This window comes from Duganella vulcania (assembly GCF_009857655.1).
Taxonomy (GTDB): domain Bacteria; phylum Pseudomonadota; class Gammaproteobacteria; order Burkholderiales; family Burkholderiaceae_D; genus Rugamonas; species Rugamonas vulcania.
Map to the genome: position 1 here is coordinate 16,217 of NZ_WWCX01000010.1, position 19,532 is coordinate 35,748.

General features: G+C 64.3%; 21 protein-coding genes. 9 read left to right on the forward strand and 12 right to left on the reverse strand.

Features of this window, described 5'->3' with window-relative positions:
* The 7 genes from GTP90_RS09115 to ssuE all read right to left on the reverse strand — a co-directional run bounded on the left by GTP90_RS09115 (position 1) and on the right by ssuE (position 7,008).
* A complete protein-coding gene (locus GTP90_RS09115; RefSeq protein ID WP_161083204.1) occupies positions 1 to 1,764 on the reverse strand; it encodes an amidohydrolase in 1,764 nt (587 codons plus the stop codon).
* 99 nt (positions 1,765 to 1,863) lie between these two features.
* On the reverse strand, positions 1,864 to 2,430 hold the full coding sequence (locus GTP90_RS09120; protein ID WP_161083205.1) for a YceI family protein: 567 nt from the start codon (positions 2,428 to 2,430) through the stop codon (positions 1,864 to 1,866).
* Positions 2,431 to 2,694: 264 nt separating this feature from the next.
* Positions 2,695 to 3,498, reverse strand: coding sequence for an ATP-binding cassette domain-containing protein (locus tag GTP90_RS09125; protein WP_161083206.1), 804 nt, complete (start codon positions 3,496 to 3,498; stop codon positions 2,695 to 2,697).
* A 13-nt stretch (positions 3,499 to 3,511) separates the two neighbouring features.
* On the reverse strand, positions 3,512 to 4,282 hold the full coding sequence (gene ssuC / locus GTP90_RS09130; protein WP_161083207.1) for an aliphatic sulfonate ABC transporter permease SsuC: 771 nt from the start codon (positions 4,280 to 4,282) through the stop codon (positions 3,512 to 3,514).
* Position 4,283: 1 nt separating this feature from the next.
* Entirely contained in the window at positions 4,284 to 5,426 is a 1,143-nt protein-coding gene (gene ssuD, locus GTP90_RS09135) for an FMNH2-dependent alkanesulfonate monooxygenase (protein WP_217431952.1), read from the reverse strand.
* Between the two features lie 16 nt (positions 5,427 to 5,442).
* Positions 5,443 to 6,399 (reverse strand): sulfonate ABC transporter substrate-binding protein, encoded by a 957-nt coding sequence (locus tag GTP90_RS09140; protein WP_161083209.1) that lies wholly within the window; start codon positions 6,397 to 6,399, stop codon positions 5,443 to 5,445.
* A 21-nt stretch (positions 6,400 to 6,420) separates the two neighbouring features.
* Positions 6,421 to 7,008, reverse strand: a complete 588-nt coding sequence (gene ssuE, locus GTP90_RS09145) for an NADPH-dependent FMN reductase (RefSeq protein ID WP_161083210.1) — start codon at positions 7,006 to 7,008, stop codon at positions 6,421 to 6,423.
* A gap of 204 nt (positions 7,009 to 7,212) precedes the next feature.
* Here ssuE and GTP90_RS09150 point away from each other — a divergent pair, with 204 nt between their 5' ends.
* Genes GTP90_RS09150 through GTP90_RS09160 form a run of 3 tightly spaced genes read left to right on the forward strand, consistent with a single transcriptional unit; the run spans position 7,213 to position 9,567 of the window.
* On the forward strand, positions 7,213 to 8,034 hold the full coding sequence (locus GTP90_RS09150; protein WP_161083211.1) for a methionine ABC transporter ATP-binding protein: 822 nt from the start codon (positions 7,213 to 7,215) through the stop codon (positions 8,032 to 8,034).
* The gene (locus GTP90_RS09155) at positions 8,027 to 8,707 is read left to right on the forward strand and encodes a methionine ABC transporter permease (protein ID WP_161083212.1); all 681 of its coding nucleotides are present in this window, start codon (positions 8,027 to 8,029) and stop codon (positions 8,705 to 8,707) included. Before GTP90_RS09150 ends, GTP90_RS09155 begins: the two co-directional genes overlap by 8 nt.
* Positions 8,708 to 8,721: 14 nt before the next feature.
* Positions 8,722 to 9,567, forward strand: coding sequence for a MetQ/NlpA family ABC transporter substrate-binding protein (locus tag GTP90_RS09160; protein ID WP_161083213.1), 846 nt, complete (start codon positions 8,722 to 8,724; stop codon positions 9,565 to 9,567).
* A 75-nt stretch (positions 9,568 to 9,642) separates the two neighbouring features.
* Here GTP90_RS09160 and GTP90_RS36855 read toward each other — a convergent pair whose 3' ends face one another.
* From GTP90_RS36855 to epsC, 3 genes are all read right to left on the reverse strand, one after another.
* Positions 9,643 to 10,332 carry a PEP-CTERM sorting domain-containing protein gene (locus GTP90_RS36855; RefSeq protein ID WP_254451788.1) on the reverse strand — a complete coding sequence of 230 codons (690 nt, stop codon included), beginning with the start codon at positions 10,330 to 10,332 and terminating at the stop codon, positions 9,643 to 9,645.
* Positions 10,333 to 10,417: 85 nt separating this feature from the next.
* On the reverse strand, positions 10,418 to 11,260 hold the full coding sequence (gene yghU / locus GTP90_RS09170) for a glutathione-dependent disulfide-bond oxidoreductase (RefSeq protein WP_161083214.1): 843 nt from the start codon (positions 11,258 to 11,260) through the stop codon (positions 10,418 to 10,420).
* Positions 11,261 to 11,298: 38 nt separating this feature from the next.
* On the reverse strand, positions 11,299 to 12,222 hold the full coding sequence (gene epsC / locus GTP90_RS09175) for a serine O-acetyltransferase EpsC (protein WP_161083215.1): 924 nt from the start codon (positions 12,220 to 12,222) through the stop codon (positions 11,299 to 11,301).
* 114 nt (positions 12,223 to 12,336) lie between these two features.
* On the opposite strand from epsC, the gene GTP90_RS09180 reads away from it, so the two are divergent.
* The gene (locus GTP90_RS09180; RefSeq protein ID WP_161083216.1) at positions 12,337 to 13,518 is read left to right on the forward strand and encodes a multidrug effflux MFS transporter; all 1,182 of its coding nucleotides are present in this window, start codon (positions 12,337 to 12,339) and stop codon (positions 13,516 to 13,518) included.
* Between the two features lie 10 nt (positions 13,519 to 13,528).
* Here GTP90_RS09180 and GTP90_RS09185 read toward each other — a convergent pair whose 3' ends face one another.
* Entirely contained in the window at positions 13,529 to 13,798 is a 270-nt protein-coding gene (locus GTP90_RS09185) for a hypothetical protein (protein ID WP_161083217.1), read from the reverse strand.
* A gap of 74 nt (positions 13,799 to 13,872) precedes the next feature.
* On the opposite strand from GTP90_RS09185, the gene pdxR reads away from it, so the two are divergent.
* Positions 13,873 to 15,306: a MocR-like pyridoxine biosynthesis transcription factor PdxR gene (gene pdxR / locus GTP90_RS09190; protein WP_161083218.1), complete on the forward strand. Its 1,434-nt coding sequence runs from the start codon at positions 13,873 to 13,875 to the stop codon at positions 15,304 to 15,306.
* A 53-nt stretch (positions 15,307 to 15,359) separates the two neighbouring features.
* Positions 15,360 to 15,812, forward strand: coding sequence for an RrF2 family transcriptional regulator (locus GTP90_RS09195; protein WP_161083219.1), 453 nt, complete (start codon positions 15,360 to 15,362; stop codon positions 15,810 to 15,812).
* Between the two features lie 2 nt (positions 15,813 to 15,814).
* On the opposite strand, the gene GTP90_RS09200 is transcribed toward GTP90_RS09195, so the two are convergent.
* Positions 15,815 to 16,477 (reverse strand): GntR family transcriptional regulator, encoded by a 663-nt coding sequence (locus tag GTP90_RS09200; protein ID WP_161083220.1) that lies wholly within the window; start codon positions 16,475 to 16,477, stop codon positions 15,815 to 15,817.
* A 131-nt stretch (positions 16,478 to 16,608) separates the two neighbouring features.
* Between GTP90_RS09200 and GTP90_RS09205 the strand changes: the two genes are divergently transcribed.
* The 3 genes from GTP90_RS09205 to GTP90_RS09215 are packed head-to-tail and all read left to right on the forward strand — an operon-like array spanning position 16,609 to position 19,531.
* Positions 16,609 to 17,625 carry a TRAP transporter substrate-binding protein gene (locus tag GTP90_RS09205; RefSeq protein WP_161083221.1) on the forward strand — a complete coding sequence of 339 codons (1,017 nt, stop codon included), beginning with the start codon at positions 16,609 to 16,611 and terminating at the stop codon, positions 17,623 to 17,625.
* Positions 17,622 to 18,185: a TRAP transporter small permease gene (locus GTP90_RS09210; RefSeq protein WP_161083222.1), complete on the forward strand. Its 564-nt coding sequence runs from the start codon at positions 17,622 to 17,624 to the stop codon at positions 18,183 to 18,185. Before GTP90_RS09205 ends, GTP90_RS09210 begins: the two co-directional genes overlap by 4 nt.
* Positions 18,182 to 19,531, forward strand: coding sequence for a TRAP transporter large permease (locus GTP90_RS09215; RefSeq protein ID WP_161083223.1), 1,350 nt, complete (start codon positions 18,182 to 18,184; stop codon positions 19,529 to 19,531). Before GTP90_RS09210 ends, GTP90_RS09215 begins: the two co-directional genes overlap by 4 nt.
* Position 19,532: the final 1 nt, after the last annotated feature.

Below are 19,532 nucleotides of genomic sequence, written 5' to 3' on the forward strand. Positions count from 1 at the left end.
TTACTTGTTCTGGTAGCCGCCGTAATACTTCACGGGGCTCCAGTCCGGCTGCACTTCAGGCGAGGCCGGCGCGTACTGCTTGAACTCCTGCGCCGCATACACCACCTTGCCGTTGACGATGGTCAGGCTGCTCTCCAGGTTCTTGATCTGCTCGGCCGCCATCGAGAAATAATCCTGCGGCAGGATCAGCAGGTCGGCGTACTGGCCGGCGGCCAGCGTGCCCTTGAGCTTTTCCTCGCCGCTCATCCATGCGCTGCCCTGGGTCATCAGCTTGAGCGCCTGATAGCGGCTCAGCACATCCCTGGGCTGCCACACGCGCAGGCCGCCCGCCGTCTTGCCCGTCACCGCCCAGTAGATCGACGGCCACGGCGCGTAGCTGCTGACGCGCGTGCCGTCCGTGCCCAGGCCGACCGGGATCTTCAACTCCAGCATTTTTTTAATCGGCGGCATCTGGCGGGTCTGCTCGCCATACTGCTTCCAGTACAGCTCGCCCTGGAAGTACATGCGGTTCTGCACCGCAATGCCGCCGCCCAGCGCCTTTACCCGCGCCAGCTGCTTGTCGCTGATGGTCTCGGCGTGGTCGAAGAACCAGCGCAGGCCGTTCAGCGGCGTATCCTTGTTGACCTTTTCGATGACGGCCAGGTCGCGGTCTATGCTCTCGTCATAGGTGGCGTGGATGCGGAATGGCCAGCGGTTCTTGATCAGCAGGCGCAGCACCGGCTCCAGTTCGCTCTCCATCTGCTGCGGCATGTTCGGACGCGGCTCCAGGAAGTTTTCGAAGTCGGCCGCGCTCCACACCAGATTCTCGCCGCCGCCCTCGGTGTTGTAGCCGTTGGCGTAGAACAGGTGGTCGTTGTGGTCGGGCTTGGTCATGGTCAGCCAGCGCTGATAATCCTCCAGCTCCTTGCCCGGCTTCTGCGCGAACAGGTAGTAGGAGGTGCGCACGGTCAGCTTGCCGCTCTTGGCCAGCTCCAGGCTGACCGCGTAATCGTCCGGATAGGCTTGCCCGCCGCCGCCGGCATCGATGGCGCTGGTCAGGCCCAAGCGGTTCAGCTCGGTGTAGTACTGCTGGGTCGAGTTGAGCTGCTGCGCGCGCGGCAGCACATTGGTCTTGCCCAGCGTGGTGTACAGGATCATCGCGTTCGGCTTGGCGATCAGCAGGCCGGTCGGCTTGCCGTCCGCACCCAGCTCGACCACGCCGTCCTTGAATTTGGTGTCGGCGTTGTAGCCCAGCGTGGCGATGCCCTTCTGGTTCAGGAAGCCCAGGCCGTACAGGTACAGGATAAACACCGGCTTGTCCGGCACCGCTTCATTGATTTCAGCCAGCGTCGGCAGGCGCTTTTCCTCGAACTGGAATTCGTTCCAGCCGCCGACCACCTTGACCCAGGCGCCGTCCGGCGTGCGCGCGGCCTGCTCCTTGAGCATTTGCAGCGCCTTCTTCAGCGAGGTCACGCCGTCCCAGCGCAGCTCGGCGTTGTAGTTCAAGCCTTCGCGGATGATGTGCAGGTGGGAGTCGTTGAGGCCGGGGATGACGGTCTTACCGCCGGCGTCGATCAGTTGGGTGCCGGCCGCCTTGAGTTTCAGGATCTTGGCGTTGCTGCCGACGGCCTGGATCTTGCCGTCCTTGATGGCGAGGGCTTGCGCGAAGGCGCCCTCCTTGGTCATCGTGGCGATCTTGCCGTTGCTGATGATGAGGTCTGGTGCGGCCTGCGCCACACCGGCGCAAGCCAGTGCGGCCGCGACCGCGAGCTGGTTCAATGTCATGCTGCTGCTCCTAAAAATAAACGGGCCGGCGCGGTACCAGTTATCAGTACCGCGCCAGCCCACATCAGAAGCTAATGAATTGAGCCAGGCTCAGTTCGATTAGTCCTTGATGGATTCGACTGCGAAAGTCAGGGTTACGTCGTCGCCGACGTAAGGTGCGTATTTACCGGCGTTGAATTCGGTACGCTTGATGGTGGCGGTGGCGTTGGCGCCGCAAGCCAGTTTCTTCAGCATCGGGTGATCCATGCACTGCATGTGGGTGACGGTCAGCTTGACTGGCTTGGTCACGCCCTTGATGGTCAGGTTGCCGTCGATCGACGCCACTTTGTCGCCGTCAAAGTTGAACTTGGTCGACTTGTAGGTGATGGTCGGGAACTTTGCGGTGTCCAGGAAGTCTTCACCCTGGATGTGGCCGTCGAACAGTTTCGAGCCGGTGTCCACCGATTTGGTATCGATCACGGCTTCAACCGAGCCGGTCTTGGCGACGCGGTCCAGCACGATCTTCGCGGTCGTGTTGTTGAAGCGGCTTTGCTGGGTCGAGTAGCCGAAGTGGCTGTACTCGAAGCGGGCAAAGGTGTGGTTGGCGTCGGAGGTGAAGCTTTCCGGCGCGGCAAAGGCGGACAACGAGATACCAGCGGCAACCAGCAGGGCGAAGATTTTTTTCATTAGTAGGACTCCAGAATGTGGGAACAAGGGTTAAGAACTCGACCGGACCTATGCCAGCGCCTGGTGCATGTCTTCGAGTGAAGCGATTATGCTCGTCACATTTAAAGTTGTAAAACGAAAAATTTACCGCCTTACTATCGATAAAATCGATCATAAATCCGGCGACTCATGTGGGAATGATAACGCGGCAGGCGTCGAACAACGATCTGCCATAAGGCCGGTGGCCGCACTACCCGGCGGAGTAATGCGGCCACGGAGGGCATGTCAGGCAGCGGCGGCCACGGCGCCCGGTTGATGCAGGATGCGGCCCAGCAGCCGCTGCTCCAGCGCCGCGAATGGCGCGCTGCCGCGTGCGCGCGGACGCGGCAAATCCACTTTCAGATCCAGCGTGATGCGGCCCTCCTCGATCAGCACCACGCGGTCGGCCAGGGCAAGCGCCTCCTGCACATCGTGCGTGACCAGCACGGCGGTGAAGCCGCGCGTCTGCCACAGCGCCTCGATCAGCTGCTGCATCTCGATGCGGGTCAGCGCGTCGAGCGCTCCCAGTGGCTCGTCCAGCAGCAGCAACTGCGGCTCGTGCAGCAAGGCGCGCGCCAGCGCCACCCGCTGCCGCTGGCCTCCCGACAATTCCGCCGGCCAGTCGTCGGCGCGGTCGGCCAGGCCCACGGTGGCCAGCGTGGCCGCCGCCGCGTTCAGCGCGTGCGGCAGGCCGATTGCCACATTCTCCAGCACCGATTTCCACGGCAGCAGCCGCGCCTCCTGGAACATGATGCGGACGCTGGCCGCGATGCTGCCGTTGCCGATGACGACGCTGCCGGCGTCGGCGCCGTCCAATCCCGCGATGGCGCGCAGCAGCGTGCTTTTGCCGCAGCCGCTGCGGCCGACCACCGCGACGAATTCGCCGGCGCGCAGTTCCAGCCGCACATCGCTCAGCACCGGCCGCGCGCCGAACGATTTACTGACGCCGTCCAGCGCGAGGGACACGCCCTGCCGCCTGGCGGGCGTTGGGACGGCCGGCTGGCGGTTCACGGCATGGCCGATGTCGAATAAAGCGGTCGAGATATGCATGGGGTCTCCTTCGTCAACGGTAAACGGGATTCCAGCGCAGGAAGTGCCGCTCCATCCCGCGCGACAGCAGGTCGGCCAGCTTGCCCAGCAAGGCATACAGCAGGATGCCCACCAGAACCACGTCCGTCTGCAGGAATTCGCGGGCGTTCATGGTCATGTAGCCGATGCCCGCCTGCGCCGAGATGGTTTCGGCGACGATCAGCAGCACCCACACCAGGCCAAGCGAAAAGCGCACCCCCACCAGGATGGAAGGCAGCGCGGCCGGCAGGATCACGTCGCGGTACAGCGGCCAGCCGGACAGGCCGTAGCTGCGCGCCATCTCGATCAAGCCATGGTCGGCGGAGCGGATGCCGTGGAAGGTGTTCAGGTACACGGGGAAGAACACGCCGACCGCCAGCAGGAACAGCTTGGCCGTTTCATCGATGCCGAACCACAGGATCACCAGCGGGATCAGGGCCAGCGCCGGGATGTTGCGCACCATTTGCAGCGTGGTGTCGAGCAGCGTTTCGGCGCGGCGCACGCTGCCGGTCAGCAGGCCAAGCGCCAGCCCCGCGCCGGCACCGAAGGCAAAGCCGCTGACCGCGCGCCACAGGCTGGCGCGCAGGTGCAGCCACAGCTCGCCGGAGACGGCCAAGGTCCAGAAGGCCCTGGCCACCGCCCATGGCGCCGGCAGGATGCGGCTGGACAACCAGCCCAGTTGCGACGCCGCCTGCCAGCCGGCGACCAGCAACAGCGGCAGTATCCACGGCGCGAAGGCGTTGGAACGCGGTGCGGTGGTACGCATGTCACGCCGCCTTCTTCGGCACAATGGTGTTGGCCATCACCTCGCCGAACGGACCGCTCAGAGACTGTTCGCCAGCCGCCCTGCCCTTGCCCAGCAGCGGGAACACCAGCTCGGCGAAGCGGTACGATTCCTCCAGGTGCGGGTAGCCGGAGAAGATGAAGGTCTCGATGCCCAGGTCCGCGTATTCCTGGATGCGCGCCACCACCGTCTGCGGATCGCCCACCAGCGCGGTGCCGGCGCCGCCGCGCACCAGGCCCACACCGGCCCACAGGTTGGGCGACACTTCCAGCTTGTCGCGCCGCCCGCCGTGCAGCGCGGCCATGCGCTGCTGCCCCACCGAATCCATCTTGCCGAACGCCGCCTGCGCCTTGGCGATAATGTCGTCGTCCAGATGGCTGATCAACTCCTCGGCCGCGCGCCACGCCGCCTCGTTGGTCTCGCGGACGATCACGTGCAGGCGGATCCCGAACTTCACGGTGCGGCCATGCGCGGCGGCGCGGGCGCGGATGTCGGCGATCTTCTCGGCCACGGCGGCCGGCGGTTCGCCCCAGGTCAGGTAGACGTCCATCTGCTCGGCCGCCAGCGCGTGCGCCGGTTCCGACGAGCCGCCGAAGTACAGCGGCGGATGCGGCTTCTGCACCGCCGGATACAGCGTCTTCGCGCCCTTGACCTTGATATGCTTGCCCTCGAAATCGTAGCCGGCCTCGCCGCCCTCGCCGGACAACGAGGCGCGCCACACGCGGATGAATTCATCCGAGATTTCGTAGCGCTTGGCGTGGTCGGCGAACAGGCCGTCCGCTTCCAGCTCGCCCTGGTCGCCGCCGGTGACGACGTTGATCAGCAGGCGTCCGTTGGACAAACGGTCGAATGACGCGGCCATGCGCACCGCCAGCCCCGGCGTGGTCAGGCCCGGACGGATCGCCACCAGGAACTTGAGCTTGCGCGTCGCGCCGATCAGCGACGAGGCCACCACCCAGGCGTCCTCGCAGGAGCGGCCGGTGGGCAGCAGCACGCCGTCGTAGCCCAGCGTGTCGGCGGCGACCGCACACTGCCGCAGATAGTCGGCATCGACCGGGCGCGCTCCCTTCGAGGTGCCGAGGTAGCGGCTGTCGCCGTGCGTGGGGATGAACCAGAAAATATTCAGGGACATGATGGCTTCCTTATAGCGCGTCTTTGACCAAGATGGCTTTCGGGATCAGTTTCAGGTTGGAGAAGGCGTCCGCCACCTTTTGCTGCTGCTCGATCACGGCGGCGTTGACCGGCTTGACGCCGTAGGCATAGCGCGAGGCTGCCAGCGCCACCACGTCCACATCCAGGCCGGTCTGCGCGGCGAGAATGGCGGCGACTTCCTTCTGGTTCCTGGCGCCCCACTCGTCCACCCTGGCGATTTCGTCGAGCACGATGCGGACGATTTCCGGGTTCTTCTCCGCGTAGCTGCGCGAGGCCAGGTAGAACTGGTGGTTTGATACCAGGCCCTTGCCATCGGCCAGCACGCGCGCGCCGAGCTGCTTCTCGGCGGCGGCCAGGAACGGGTCCCAGATCACCCAGGCATCCACGGTGCCGCGTTCGAAGGCGGCGCGCGCGTCGGCCGGCGGCAGGTAGATCGCCTGGACATCCTTGTACGCCAGGCCGGCCTTCTCCAATGCCTTGACCAGCAGGTAGTGCACGTTGGAGCCCTTGTTCAGCACCACCTTCTTGCCCTTCAGGTCCGCCAGGCTGCGGATCTTCGAATCCTTGGGCACGACGATCGCCTCGCTGGACGGGGACGGCGGCTCGTTGCCGACATAAACCAGGTTGGCGCCCGCGGCCTGCGCAAAGATGGGCGGCGCCTCGCCGACGGTGCCGAAGTCGATGCTGCCGACGTTGAGCCCTTCCAGCAGCACGGGGCCAGCCGGGAACTCGGTCCATTTGACGCTGACGTTCTTGGCGGCCAGGCGCTGCTCCAGCGTGCCGCGTCCTTTCAACAAAGTCAGCGTGCCGTATTTCTGGTAGCCGATGCGGACTTCCTGCCTGGCTTGCGCGCTGGCGGACGACGGCGCGCCGGCCGCGAATACGCCCGCCGCGAACAGCAGGCCCAGTGTGTGGCGGCGCGATGCGCGTTTTTGTTCGATGCTCATGGAGTTCCTTTGTTGTGATGATCAGCGTGCCAGGCGTACCGGCTGCAGCGGCGCCACGTACGCTTCTTCAGTGCGTCCGGCCAGCGCCTGCAGGCCGGACGACAAATCCTCGATACCGGCGTCCAGGCGCCAGGCGACGGCCGGATCGATCGTCAAGCCACCATCCTCGCTCCAGACCAGTTGCTGCGAGGTGGCGTAGACACTGGCCAGCACCTGGCGCGCCTCAAGCGCATGCAGCACCGGCCGCAGCGCGTAGTCCAGCGCCAGCATGTGCGACTGGCTGCCGCCGATGGCCAGCGGCAGCACCAGCTTGCCCGCCAGGCCATCCTGCGGCAGCAGGTCGAGAAAGCCTTTCAGGATGCCGGTGAACGACGCCTTGTACACCGGCGTGGCGATGACGATGGCGTCGGCGGCGGCCACCGCGGCCAGCGCGCGCTTGATCGCCAGGTCCGACGTATCGGCATGCAGCAGCGCGCGCGCCGGCAGGTCGCGCACTTGCAGGGTGCTGCGCCAGTGGCCCTGGGTGGACAGCTTCTGGCCCACGTGATCCAGCAAACGGCCGGTGCTTGAAGGGACTGCGGGACTGCCGCCTATCAGAAGTACACTCATTGCTGCTCCCTGTGTTGTTCGTGGAAGCCAGATTAATTCCGCACAAGTGAAATCAAAACGAATAGTTTTACGTTTTGATATGCGCTTTCTTCTTTATAATTTTTAGGCATATAGAAAGCGAAATAACTTCGTTTGCCGCATGAGCCGCAGATGCGATACTGCGCGAACCGGAACCTTACAACCGGTACCAACCGCTTATTCCTGATGACTACACCTCTGATTCGCATCGATCATGCGAGTAAAACCTTTGCGCTGCCCGACGGCGGCGCGTTCCACGCGGTCCGCGACGTTTCCCTGGAAGTGAATGCCGGCGATATCTTCGGCCTGATCGGCAAAAGTGGCGCCGGCAAGTCGACCTTGCTGCGCCTGTTTAACCTGCTGGAGCGGCCGGACAGCGGCCGCGTGTTTGTCGACGGCCGCGAATTGACCGCGCTGTCCAAGCGCGAACTGCGCGATGCGCGCAGCAATATCGGCATGATCTTCCAGCAGTTCAACCTGCTGCAAAACGCCACCGTGTTCGACAACGTCGCCTTCCCGCTGCGCATCCACGGCGGCCACACGCCGGCGCAGATCACGGCCCGCGTCAATGAATGCCTGGAACTGGTGGAGTTGAGCGGCAAGGCCGCAAATTATCCGGCGCAGCTGTCGGGTGGGCAGAAGCAGCGCGTCGCCATCGCCCGCGCGCTGGCCAGCGGACCGGCCGTCATGCTATGCGACGAGCCCACCTCCGCGCTGGACGCCGAGACCACGCGCGCGCTGCTCGCCACGCTGCGCGACATCAACCGCCGCCTGAACGTCACCATCGTCATCGTCAGCCACGAGTTGTCGGTGCTGGGCGAGATCTGCAACCGCGTGGCCGTCATCGAGGATGGCGCGATCGCCGAACAATTCGCGCTGGACGACACCGCAAGCCTGGCCGAGCCGCGCAAGACCGCGCTGGGCCGCGAACTGGCGCAGCACGGCGCCGCCAGCGCACTGGCCGCCAACACCGCCAACACTATCGGCACGGAGGCCGCCTATGTCTGAATATCTCGCCTCGCTCGACGCCATCATCGCCATGCTGCCGGAGATGTGGACCGCCCTCGGACAAACGCTGACCATGCTCGGCATCGGCCTGACCGCCGCGGTGCTGATCGGCGGCCCGCTCGGCATCCTGCTGTTCCTGGTGGCGGACGGCCAGTCGCTGCAAAACCGCCCGGTGGCATTGGTGCTTGGATGGCTGGTGAACGTGGTGCGCTCCTTCCCGTTCATCATTTTGCTGGTGGCGCTGGTGCCGTTCACGCGCATCATCGCCGGCACCTCGATCGGCCCGCTGGCCGCCGCCGTGCCGTTGTCCTTCGCCGCCGTGCCCTACTTCGCCCGCATGGTCGAACAGAACCTGCGTGAAGTGCCGCGCGGCGTAATCGAAGCCGCCCACGCCATGGGCGCGTCGGAACTGCAGATCGTATTGCGCGTGCTGCTGGTGGAGGCCCGCTCCGGCCTGGTGCTGGCGCTGACCGTGCTGTCGATCAGCTTCCTGTCCTATTCCGCCGTGGCCGGCGTGGTGGGCGGCGGCGGCATCGGCGACCTCGCCATCCGCTACGGCTACTACCGCTTCGAGACCGACATCATGGTCGCCACCGTCGCCATCCTGATCGCCATGGTGCAGCTGATCCAGTTCACCGGCAACCGCATCGCCAAACGCCTAGACAAACGCTAATCAAAGGAACACATATGAACGCAACTCGCCGCAACCTGCTGCTGGCCGCACTGACCATCGCCCTCGGCATCGCCGCGCCCTCCTACGCCAAGGATCCGAAAGAACTGGTGATCGGCACCAGCTCCGGCCCGTATGCGGACCAGATCAAACTGGGTATCAAGCCTATCCTGGAAAAGCAGGGTTATAAAGTGAAGCTGGTGGAGTTCAACGACTACATCCAGCCGAACTTCGCGCTGGCCGAGGGTTCGCTGGACGCCAACGTGTTCCAGCACATCGTCTACCTGAACGAGTTCGCGGCCAAGAACAAGCTGGCGCTGGCCGACCTGGTGAAGATCCCGACCGCGCCGATCGCCATCTACAGCAAGAAGCACAAGACGCTGGCCGAGGCGAAGGAAGGCACCACCGTCGCGATGCCGAACGACCCGACCAACCAGGCGCGCGCGCTGGTCATGCTGGATCAACTGGGCTGGATCAAGCTGCGCGAGAAGTTCGATCCGGTGAAGGCATCGGAGAAGGACATCGCCGTCAACGTCAAGAAGGTCAAGCTGATCGCGCTGGAGGCCGCGCAGCTGCCGCGCTCCCTGCAGGACACCGACTACTCCTTCGTCAACGGGAACTACGCGCTGGCCTCGGGCATGAAGCTCAAGGAAGCGCTGCTGACCGAGAAGATCTCGTCCAACTACATCAACCTGGTGGCGATCCGCGCGGCCGACAAGGACAAGCAGTTCGCCAAGGACATCGCGGCGGCCTACCGCTCGCGCGAGTTCCTGGCCGTGACCAACAAATACTTCCCCGACTACTCGAAGACCGAAGACCAGCTGGCGCTGGAAGCCGGCGGCGCGGCCAAGCCGGGCAAGTAAGATCGCCTCACCGGCCGCCTAAAAGCGAAGCGCCGCCTTGTTCGGCGGCGCTGTTGTCCACTCCAGCCGGACGACTTAGCTGATCTGTTTCTTCTTGCGCGCGACAACGCCCGACACCAAAGCGAAACCTGCCAGCAGCATCAGGTACGATTCTGGCTCCGGTACGGCCGATACCCGGGTCACGCTGGTCAACATGCCGGTCATGTTGATGTGCCCGTTATCCGAGTACCAATCCAAACCGGCCTCGGCCGTGTTCCAATCGTCCACATTGAAATGGGTCGGCATTGCCAGACTGGTCAAGGTGCTCCCGTTATCCGAAACGAATTCAAAACTGAGGCGCTGATTGCTTGCGACACCGGGGGAAACCGAGGCACGCGCTTCAATGTACACACGGTCGGAATAGCCGAGATTGCTATTAATTATCGAAACGTTGTTTGCGGCATAAGGCGTAGCGCTGGTCGTGCCACTTTTATCAAAAGTAATGCTTGTCAATCCCAGCGCACCGGCCCAATTGTAGTAATACGCATTCGTCTGATTCCAAGTAGACTGTTCGGAGTTCGTGTCGAGAGAGAAAGTGCCATGGAAATCATCACCTACCCGGACACCTCCTGGTATCTTGCTGCTCGATACAATGGCATGGCTGCTGCCATTGCCGATGGTTTCGCGTAAAGTGTTGATCACGCCCGTATATTCGAACGTGAGGATTTCGGCGGACGCCGAGGCGCTCAGAAAGAGGCTGATTAAACCAAGTGCAATGCGGCGCATGGAAATTTCCGTTAAGTTATAGAAATAACATTATATTACGGAAACATCAAGTGCGCCTAGAAATGTTTTAAATAACACAATTTGATTAATCAAGGTCTTTCGCATCGTGCCGCTCGGGCACCTGCTCTTCCGGCTCTCCGAATGTGCGGTTGACCTTGCGGCCGCGAACCACCGCAGGACGTGCGGCGACATCGTCGGCCCAGCGCTTGACGTTTTTGTACTCGTGCACCGACAAGAATTCGCCAGCGCCGTAAATCTTCCCGAGCACCAGAACGCCGTACCACGGCCAGATCGCCATGTCGGCGATGGTGTACTCGTCGCCCGCGACGTAGCGATGATGGGCCAGCTGGCGATCGAGCACGTCGAGCTGACGCTTGACCTCCATCGCGTAACGGTTGATCGGATACTCCAGCTTTTCCGGCGCGTAGGCGTAGAAGTGGCCGAAGCCCCCACCCAGGAACGGCGCGGAACCCATCTGCCAGAACAGCCAGTTCAAGGTCTCGGTGCGCGCCGCCAGTTCCTTCGGCAGGAAGGCGCCGAACTTCTCGGCCAGGTACACCAGGATCGAGCCGGATTCGAACACGCGCAACGGCTGCGCGCCGCTGCGGTCGACCATCGCCGGGATCTTCGAGTTCGGATTGATCTCGACAAAGCCGCTGGAGAACTGGTCGCCTTCATTGATGCGGATGAGCCATGCGTCATATTCGGCGCCGGTGTGCCCGGCGGCCAGCAGCTCTTCCAGCATGATCGTCACCTTCACGCCATTCGGCGTGCCCAGTGAGTAGAGCTGCAGGGGGTGCTTCCCGACCGGCAGTTCCTTCTCATGGGTGGGACCCGCGACCGGGCGGTTAATGCTTGCAAACGTGCCGCCGGAGGGTGCTTCATTGACCCAGACTTTCGGCGGCACATATTGGGATTGTTCCGTCATTCAAAAATCTCCATGCCTATACAAACCAAAAGCATACCCTAATCGCTCCGCATCTGCGCTTGAGACACATTACTCCCCGGAGGCACGCTTTGCGTGAGCCACACATTCCCGCCGATGGTTGAACCGGCGCCGATGGTGATGCGGCCCAGGATGGTCGCGCCGGCGTAGATCACCACGTCGTCCTCCACCACGGGATGGCGCGGCACGCCCTTGATCAAGGCGCCCTGCTCGTCCGCCGGGAAGCGCTTGGCGCCCAGGGTCACATGCTGGTACAGGCGCACGCGCTGGCCGATGATCGCGGTCTCGCCGATCACCACGCCGGTGCCGTGGTCGATGAAGAAGCTGCCGCCGATCTGCGCGCCCGGATGGATGTCGATCCCGGTCAACGAATGGCCGATGTCCGAAATCAGCCGCGCCAGGAAGGGCGAGCCAAGCCGGTGCAGGCTGTGCGCCAGCCGGTAGTACAGGATGGCGATGGTGCCCGGGTAGCACAGCATGATCTCGGCCACCGACGTCGCCGCCGGATCGCCCGAGAACGCCGCCTGAACATCGGACACCAGCAACCCGCGGATGCCCGGCAGGCCGGCCGCGAATTCGCGCGTGATGGCGTGCGCCTGCCGCGTCAGCGCTTCCTCATCATCGGGCGCGTCGTCCAGCGAGAACTGCAGGCCGCGCCGGACCTGCTCCGTCAGGCGGTTCAAGGTGGTGTTGAGCGTGTCGCCGACGAAGTAGTCGATGCTCTCGTCGGTCAGGTTGGGGCGCCCGTAGTGCGTCGGGAACAGCACCGCCGACAGGCCGTTGACGATGATCGTCAGCGCCTCGCGCGACGGCAGCTCGCGCACCTTGCCGTGATGGCGGATGTTGTGCGTGGCCTCACGCGACACGCGCAGCTGCTCGATCACGCCGTCCAGGTTCCAGTGCGACGGCTTGACGCCGGTTCCATCATAGGTATCGATAGTCATAGTGTCTCGAATTATAAAAACGCCGGCAGCAAGGCAAAGGAATGATTTTGCCCTTGGATATGCGATGGCCGCATATCGCGTAAAATGCTCGGCTCACAGAACAATACGCCTTTCATGAATATTTTGCTGACACTGCTGCTGGCCGGCCTGAGTATGGTCGGGCCGCTGGCCATCGACACGTACCTGCCGTCGTTCCCCGCCATCGCCCTGGCCTTCGACGCCAGCCCGATGCTGATCCAGCAGACCCTGAGCATGTTCCTGTTCTGCTTCGCCTTCATGATGCTGTTCTACGGCACGCTGTCCGACTCCTTCGGCCGCCGCCCGGTGATCCTGGTGTCGCTGGTGCTGTACATCGGCGCCTCCATCGTCGGCGCGATGGCGCAGTCCATCGGCGTGCTGCTGGCCTGCCGCATCGTGCAGGGCCTGGCCGCAGGCGCCGGCTCGGTGGTCGGCCGCGCCATCGTGCAGGACCGCTTCTCCGGCGTCGCCGCGCAGAAGATCCTGTCGCACATCATGATGATCTTCGGCCTGGCGCCGGCCATCGCACCGGTGCTGGGCGGCTGGCTGCAGGTGAGCTTCGGCTGGCGCTCGATCTTCTGGTTCCTCAGCGGCTTCGGCATCCTGATGTTCATCGCCGTGCAGCGCGCGCTGCCCGAGAGCCTGGCCGTCAAGGACCGCCATCCGTTCCACCTCGGCGTGATCGCCGCGAACTACTGGAAGGTGCTGTGCCACCACCACTTCCTGCTGCTGTCGATCGCGGTCGGCATGAGCTTCGCGGGCGTGGCGCTGTATATCGGCTCTGCCGCCTACTTCGTGATGAACATCCTGCACCTGCCGGAAACCGCGTTCGCATGGATGTTCGTGCCGCTGATCAGCGGCATGGTGATCGGCTCCGCGCTGTCGGGCAAGTTCGCGCACAGGTTCTCGCGCGGCGCGCAGGTGTGGATGGGCTTCGCGGTCATGATCGCCTCCGGCGTCATCAACGTGGCCTACAACAGCGCCTTCGTGGCCGCCGTGCCGTACGCGGTGCTGCCGCTGTTTATCTACTCCTTCGGCCTGGCGCTGTCGATGACGCCCCTGTCGCTGATCGCGCTGGAGTACTTCCCCAACAACAGCGGGCTGGCGGCGTCGATGCAGTCCTTCATCCAGATGCTGCTGTTTGCACTGGTGTCCGGCCTGGTGGCGCCGCTGCTGTTCGACAGCGCGCTGAAGCTGGCCTGGGGCGTGCTCGCCAGCCTGGTCATCAGCGTCATCGCCTGGCTGCTGGCGCAGACCGGCAAGCCGGTCACGCACTAGGCCGCGCGGCTCACGGCCAGGGCGTCGGGTTCACGTCGATGTATTGAGCGCCGCCCTGCTCCGGCTCACGGGCGTCGCCTTGGGCGCCGGTCGACGGCGGCCGGCCCGGCGCCTGCGCGGGATTGCGCAGGCCCAGTATCTCCTTGCGGCTCTCGACAAAATCCGCGCTGGACAGCGGATGTTCCTTGTCCGGCCAATTCTCTTCCGCCCACCGTTGCAACTCCTCATAGCGCTGCCAAAGTTCGCTGACGAACTGGCGGCGCGCGGTTTCCTTGTCCATGGTTCCTCCTGTGTGGCTTGCAAGTCTATGGCAAACTGCCGGGTATTGTCTGTCAGGCGCCGCACAAACATAACATGGAACTTCACATCGTCATCGAGGGCACGAAGGATTTGAGCGGGCAGCTGTATCGCCAGCTGAGCGATTCGATCCGAAGCGGGCGCCTGGCCGACGGCCAGCAGTTGCCGCCCACCCGCCTGCTGGCCGAGCAGCTAGGCCTGTCGCGCAAGACCGTCTCCGATGTCTACACCCGCCTGACGCAGGAGCGGCTGGTGCTGGGCCAGGTCGGCAAGGGCAGCTTTGTCAGCGCGCCGGTGGAGGCCAGGCCGCGCCGACACGACGCCGGAAAGCTCGCCAGCGCCGCCATCGTCGCCAAGTGGGACGCCATGCACGCACCGCTGCGCACCCCGTTCCCGGAAGGCCGCTCGCGCCATGAGTTCATCGGCGGCTGCATCTCGCCCGGCCTGTTCCCCGCCGACGATTGGCGCCGCTGTGTTCTGCACGGCCTGCGCCAGGATGCCAGGACCGGCGGCATGTACCGCCAGGCCGAAGGCGTTGCCGAGCTGCGCGCCGCCATCGCCCACCATGCCGCCTACGCGCGCGGCGTGGTCTGCACCGCGCACAATGTGGTGGTCACCAACGGCGCCCAGCAGGCGCTGGACCTGCTGGGCCGCGTGCTGCTGGAGCCGGGCTGCGTGGTGGCGGTCGAGGAGCCAGGTTATCCGGCCGCGGGCATGCTGTTCGCCAGCCAGGGCGCGCAGGTGGTGGGCATTGGCGTCGACCGCGAAGGCATGCTGGTGGAGCAGATCCCGCAAGGCACGCGGCTGATCTACACCACGCCCGCCCACCAGTTCCCGCTGGGGATGCCGATGAGCGTGGCCCGGCGCGAGGCGCTGCTGGCGCGCGCGCTGGAGATCGGCGCCATCATCATCGAGGACGACTATGACAGCGAATTCCGCTACGAGGGCCGGCCCACCGATTCGCTGCAGAGCATGGACCGGCACGGCGTGGTGGCCTTTGTCGGCACCTTCTCCAAGGTGATGCTGCCGGAGCTGCGGCTCGGCTACGCGGTTCTGCCGGAGGCGGTGCTGAACGCGGCCCTCACCGTCAAGCACCTGAACGATTGGCACACCGCCACCGCCAGCCAGCACGCGCTGGCCAAGTTCATTTCGGACGGCTACCTGTCGCGCCACATCCGCCGCTGCAGCGAGATCTACGCGACGCGGCGCGAGCGCATGCAATCCATGTTTGCCGGGCCGCTGTCGTCGTGGTTCGAGCTGGTGCCGGCCAGCGCCGGCTTCCACGTGGCGGCGCTGTGCAAAAAGCCGCTGGACCTGGACCTGCTGCGGCGCCTGGCGCGGCGCGCCGACGTCGGCCTCTACCCGCTGTCGAATTTCTACGCCTTCACGCCGCCCAAGGCCGGCCTGTTCCTCGGCTACGGCGGCATCGAGACGCTCGATATCGACACCGCCCTGCTGCGCGTGCGCGACATTCTTCAACAAATGGAGTAAAGCTTCGTGAGGATGTAGAATGGTGAATTGACCTGCAACAGACACTCCGAGCCATGCGCCTGACATCCTTCACCGACTATTCCCTGCGTACCTTGCTGTACCTGAGCGCGCACCGGGACCGGCTGGTCACGATCCAGGACATCGCCGACATGCACGCGATCTCGAAGAACCATCTGATGAAGGTGGTGTACCAGCTGGGTCAATCCGGCCTGGTGGAGACGGTGCGGGGCCGCAATGGCGGCCTGCGGCTGGCGAAGGAGCCCAAGGACATCAACATCGGCGCGCTGGTGCGGGCGACCGAGACCGACTTCTTCATGGCCGAATGCTTCGACCGCGAGACCGACACCTGCCCGCTGACGTCCGACTGTGCGCTCAAGCACACGCTGAACGACGCCACCAAAGCCTTCCTGGCCGTGCTGGATAAACAAACGCTCCAGGACATGCTGCCGCAAGCCCCGTCCAACGCGGCCAAGCCGGTGCGGATGGTACGCGGCGCGGCCGGCTGAATCTAGGCCGCGTCCCGCTGCAGCTGCGGCAGGGACGCCATCAGGTCCGAGAAGCGCTGCCCCTGTATCATCACATGCTCGCGCAGCAGGCGCGCCGCCAGTTCGCCGTCGCCGCCGACGATGGCCTGCACAACACCGTCATGCTCGTGGTAGGACGTAGCCAGCCGGTCGCGCACCCGCAGCTGCAGGCGGCGGTAAGGCCGCAGGCGCCGGTACAGGTTGCGCGTCTGCTCGATCAGGAACTGGTTATGGCTGCCGGCGTAGATCGCTTCGTGGAACAACTCGTTCTTGTAGTAGTAGACGTCCGGCTCCTGCGCGTCGCGCGCCTCCTGGCAGGCCTGGTGGGCCGCCAATAAAGCCTGCTGCTCCGCAGGCGTCATGCGGCGCGCGGCGAGGCGGCCGCAGGTCGCCTCCAGTTCCGACATCACCTCGAACATCTCCACCAGCTGCTGCGGCCCCAGCTCCGCGACGATGGCGCCACGCCGCGGACGGATCACCACCAACCCCATGGAAGCCAGCTGGATCAGCGTTTCGCGCACCGGCGTGCGGGAGACGCCAAAGCGCGCGGCCAGCTCGGTCTCGTCGAGGTGCTGGCCCGGTTTCAGCTCGCCGATGGCGATCATCTCTTCAATCTCTTCGCGCAACGTGGCGGAATGGGTGGTCATGGTCTTCGCAGCCTTGTGTATATCAAGCTTCATTATAAGTCGCTTATTTAGCTTGACAATGTATTCGAACAAGATATTCTTGTATACACAAAACAAAGCGTTGCATATTTGACTTACACCTTGGAGACAACATGAGCGTAATCACCCGCAGGTCCGTACTGGCCGCCCTTGCCGCCAGCCCGTTGTTGCTGCAACCGGCATGGGCGCAGAGCACCACCCTCAAGATCTCGCACCAGTTCCCCGGCGGGACGGTCACCGACGGCGATTTCCGCGACCGCCTGACGCGCATGTTCGCCGCCGAGGTGGAAAAGCGCAGCAAGGGCAGCCTCAAATTCGAGATCTATCCCGGCTCCTCGCTGATGAAGACCAACGCCCAGTTCTCGGCCATGCGCAAGGGCGCGCTGGACATGTCGCTGGTGCCGCTGTCGTACGCCGGCGGCGAGGTCCCGGAAGTGAACATCGGCCTGATGCCCGGCCTCGTGACGTCCTACGAACAGGCCTACGGCTGGAAGAACGCCGAAGTGGGCAAGGAGTTGAGCCGCATCCTGAACGAGAAAGGCATCGTGCTGGTGAGCTGGATCTGGCAGGCCGGCGGCGTGGCATCGCGCACCAAGCCGGTGATCGATCCGGACGACGCCAAGGGCATGAAGATACGCGGCGGCTCGCGCGAGATGGACCTGATCCTCAAGGCCGCCGGCGCCGCCGTGGTGTCGCTGCCGTCCAACGAGATCTACGCCGCCATGCAGACCGGCGCGATGGAGGCCGCGCTGACCTCCTCCACCTCGCTGATCTCGTTCCGGCTGGAGGAAGTGTCGAAAGCGCTGACCACCGGCCGTGCGGGCGCCTACTGGTTCATGTTCGAGCCGCTGATGATGTCCAAGGCCGTCTTCGACCGCCTGACCAAGGAACAGCAAGCCACCATCATGGCCGTCGGCGCCGAGATGGAAGCTTTCGCGCTGGCCTCCGCCAAGGCCGACGACACGGCCGTGGCCAACGTCTACGCCAAGGCCAAGGCCAAGGTGGTGGACCTGAATCCGGCCGCGCTGAAAAAATGGCAGGCCATCGCCCGCACCACCGCCTGGAAGGATTACGGCGAACGCAATGAAAGCTGCGCCAAGCTGCTCAAGCTGGCGGAGAAGACGCTGTGAGCCACGGCATAGAGCTGGAGCCGCCGCGCGCGGCCGCTCCGCCCGACAACGCTGCCGTGGCGCTGGCCACCGCGCTGCTGAACAAGCTCAATCAAGGGCTGATGCTGGTGTCCATGGTGGCGCTGGTGCTGACGGCCCTCGTGCTGACCTACTCGGTGGTGTCGCGCTACTTCTTCCAGGCGCCCACCGACTGGCAGGACGAGGCGTCAGTGTTCATGCTGGTCGGCGTGACCTTCTTCTGCACCGCCTACGTGCAATCGCACCGTGGCCATATCGGCATCGAGGCGCTGGCCTCGCTGCTGCCGGCGCGCGTGAACGCGGCGCGGCTGTTCATGGTGGACGTGGTGTCAGCGCTCTTCTGCGCCTTCTTCTCGTGGAAGTCGTGGACGCTGTTCCATGAAGCCTGGGTCGACGGCCAGACCACCTCCTCGACCTTCGCCCCGCCGCTGTGGATACCCTACGCCATGATGGCCGCCGGGATGAGCATCCTTACGCTGCAGATCGTGCTGCAAACGCTGGCACGCATGACAAACAAGTCTTCATCGGAGCGCGCGGCATGAGCGACCTGACCCTTGGCGCCCTGTACGGCGCCGTCACCCTGGTGGTGATGTTCTCCGGGATGCCGATCGCCTTCGCATTGGGCGTGGTGGCCACCGGCTTCATGTACTTCTGCATGCCGCCCTCCTCGCTCGACACGATCACCCAGAACGTGTACGAGGAGATGGCGTCGATCACGCTGCTGTCCATCCCCCTGTTCATCCTGAAGGGCGCGGCCATCGGCAAATCCCCGGCCGGCAAGGACCTGTACTCCGCCATCCACACATGGATGCACAAGATACCGGGCGGCCTGGGCATCGCCAACGTGTTCGCCTGCGCGCTGTTCGCGGCGATGGCCGGCTCGTCGCCCGCCACCTGCTCGGCCATCGGCTCGGCCGGCATCCCCGAGATGCGCCGCCGTGGCTACTCGCCCGGTTTCGCGGCCGGCATCATCGCCGCCGGCGGCACGCTGGGCATCCTGCTGCCGCCGTCGATCACCATGATCCTGTACGCGGTCGCCGCCGAGCAGTCGCTGGGCCGCCTGTTCCTGGCCGGGATAGGCCCCGGCGTGCTGCTGGTGCTGCTGTTCGCCGGCTATGCCGTCTACCGCGCGCACAAGGAATACAAGGCCGCGCTGGTCATCTACCAACAGGGCGGCGCCAAGTCGGCCTATCTCGAGGACGAGCACTACACGCTGGCGCAGAAGGTGGAAATGCTGCCGCGCGTGCTGCCCTTCATCATCCTGCTGATCGGCGTGATGGTCGCGCTGTACGGCGGCTTCGCCACGCCATCCGAGACGGCCGGCCTGGGCGCCTTGCTGGCGCTGGTGCTGCTGGCCGCGATCTACGGCGTGTGGCGGCCGAAGGACCTGTCGCCCATCCTCAGCTCCTCGATCAAGGAATCGACGATGCTGTTGCTGATCATCGGCATGTCGCTATTCTATTCGTACGTGATGAGCTACCTGCACATCAGCCAGTCCGCCGCCGCGTGGGTGGTCAGCCTGCATTTGTCGAAATGGCTGCTGCTGGCGGTGATCCTGCTGATGGTGATCGTGTTCGGCTTCTTCCTGCCGCCGGTGTCGATCATCCTGATGACCGCGCCCATCATCCTGTCGCCACTGAAGGACGCCGGCTTTGACCTGATCTGGTTCGGCATCGTGATGACGGTGGTGATGGAGATGGGCCTGATCCACCCGCCGGTGGGCCTGAACATTTTCGTCATCAAGAACATCGCGCCCGACATCCCGCTCAAGGATGTGGTGTGGGGCGTATTCCCGTTCCTGATTTTGATGTTCGTGGCGGTGCTGCTACTATGCCTGTTCCCGTCCATTTCCACCGGCCTGCCGGACATGATCATGGGAGCAAAATAAA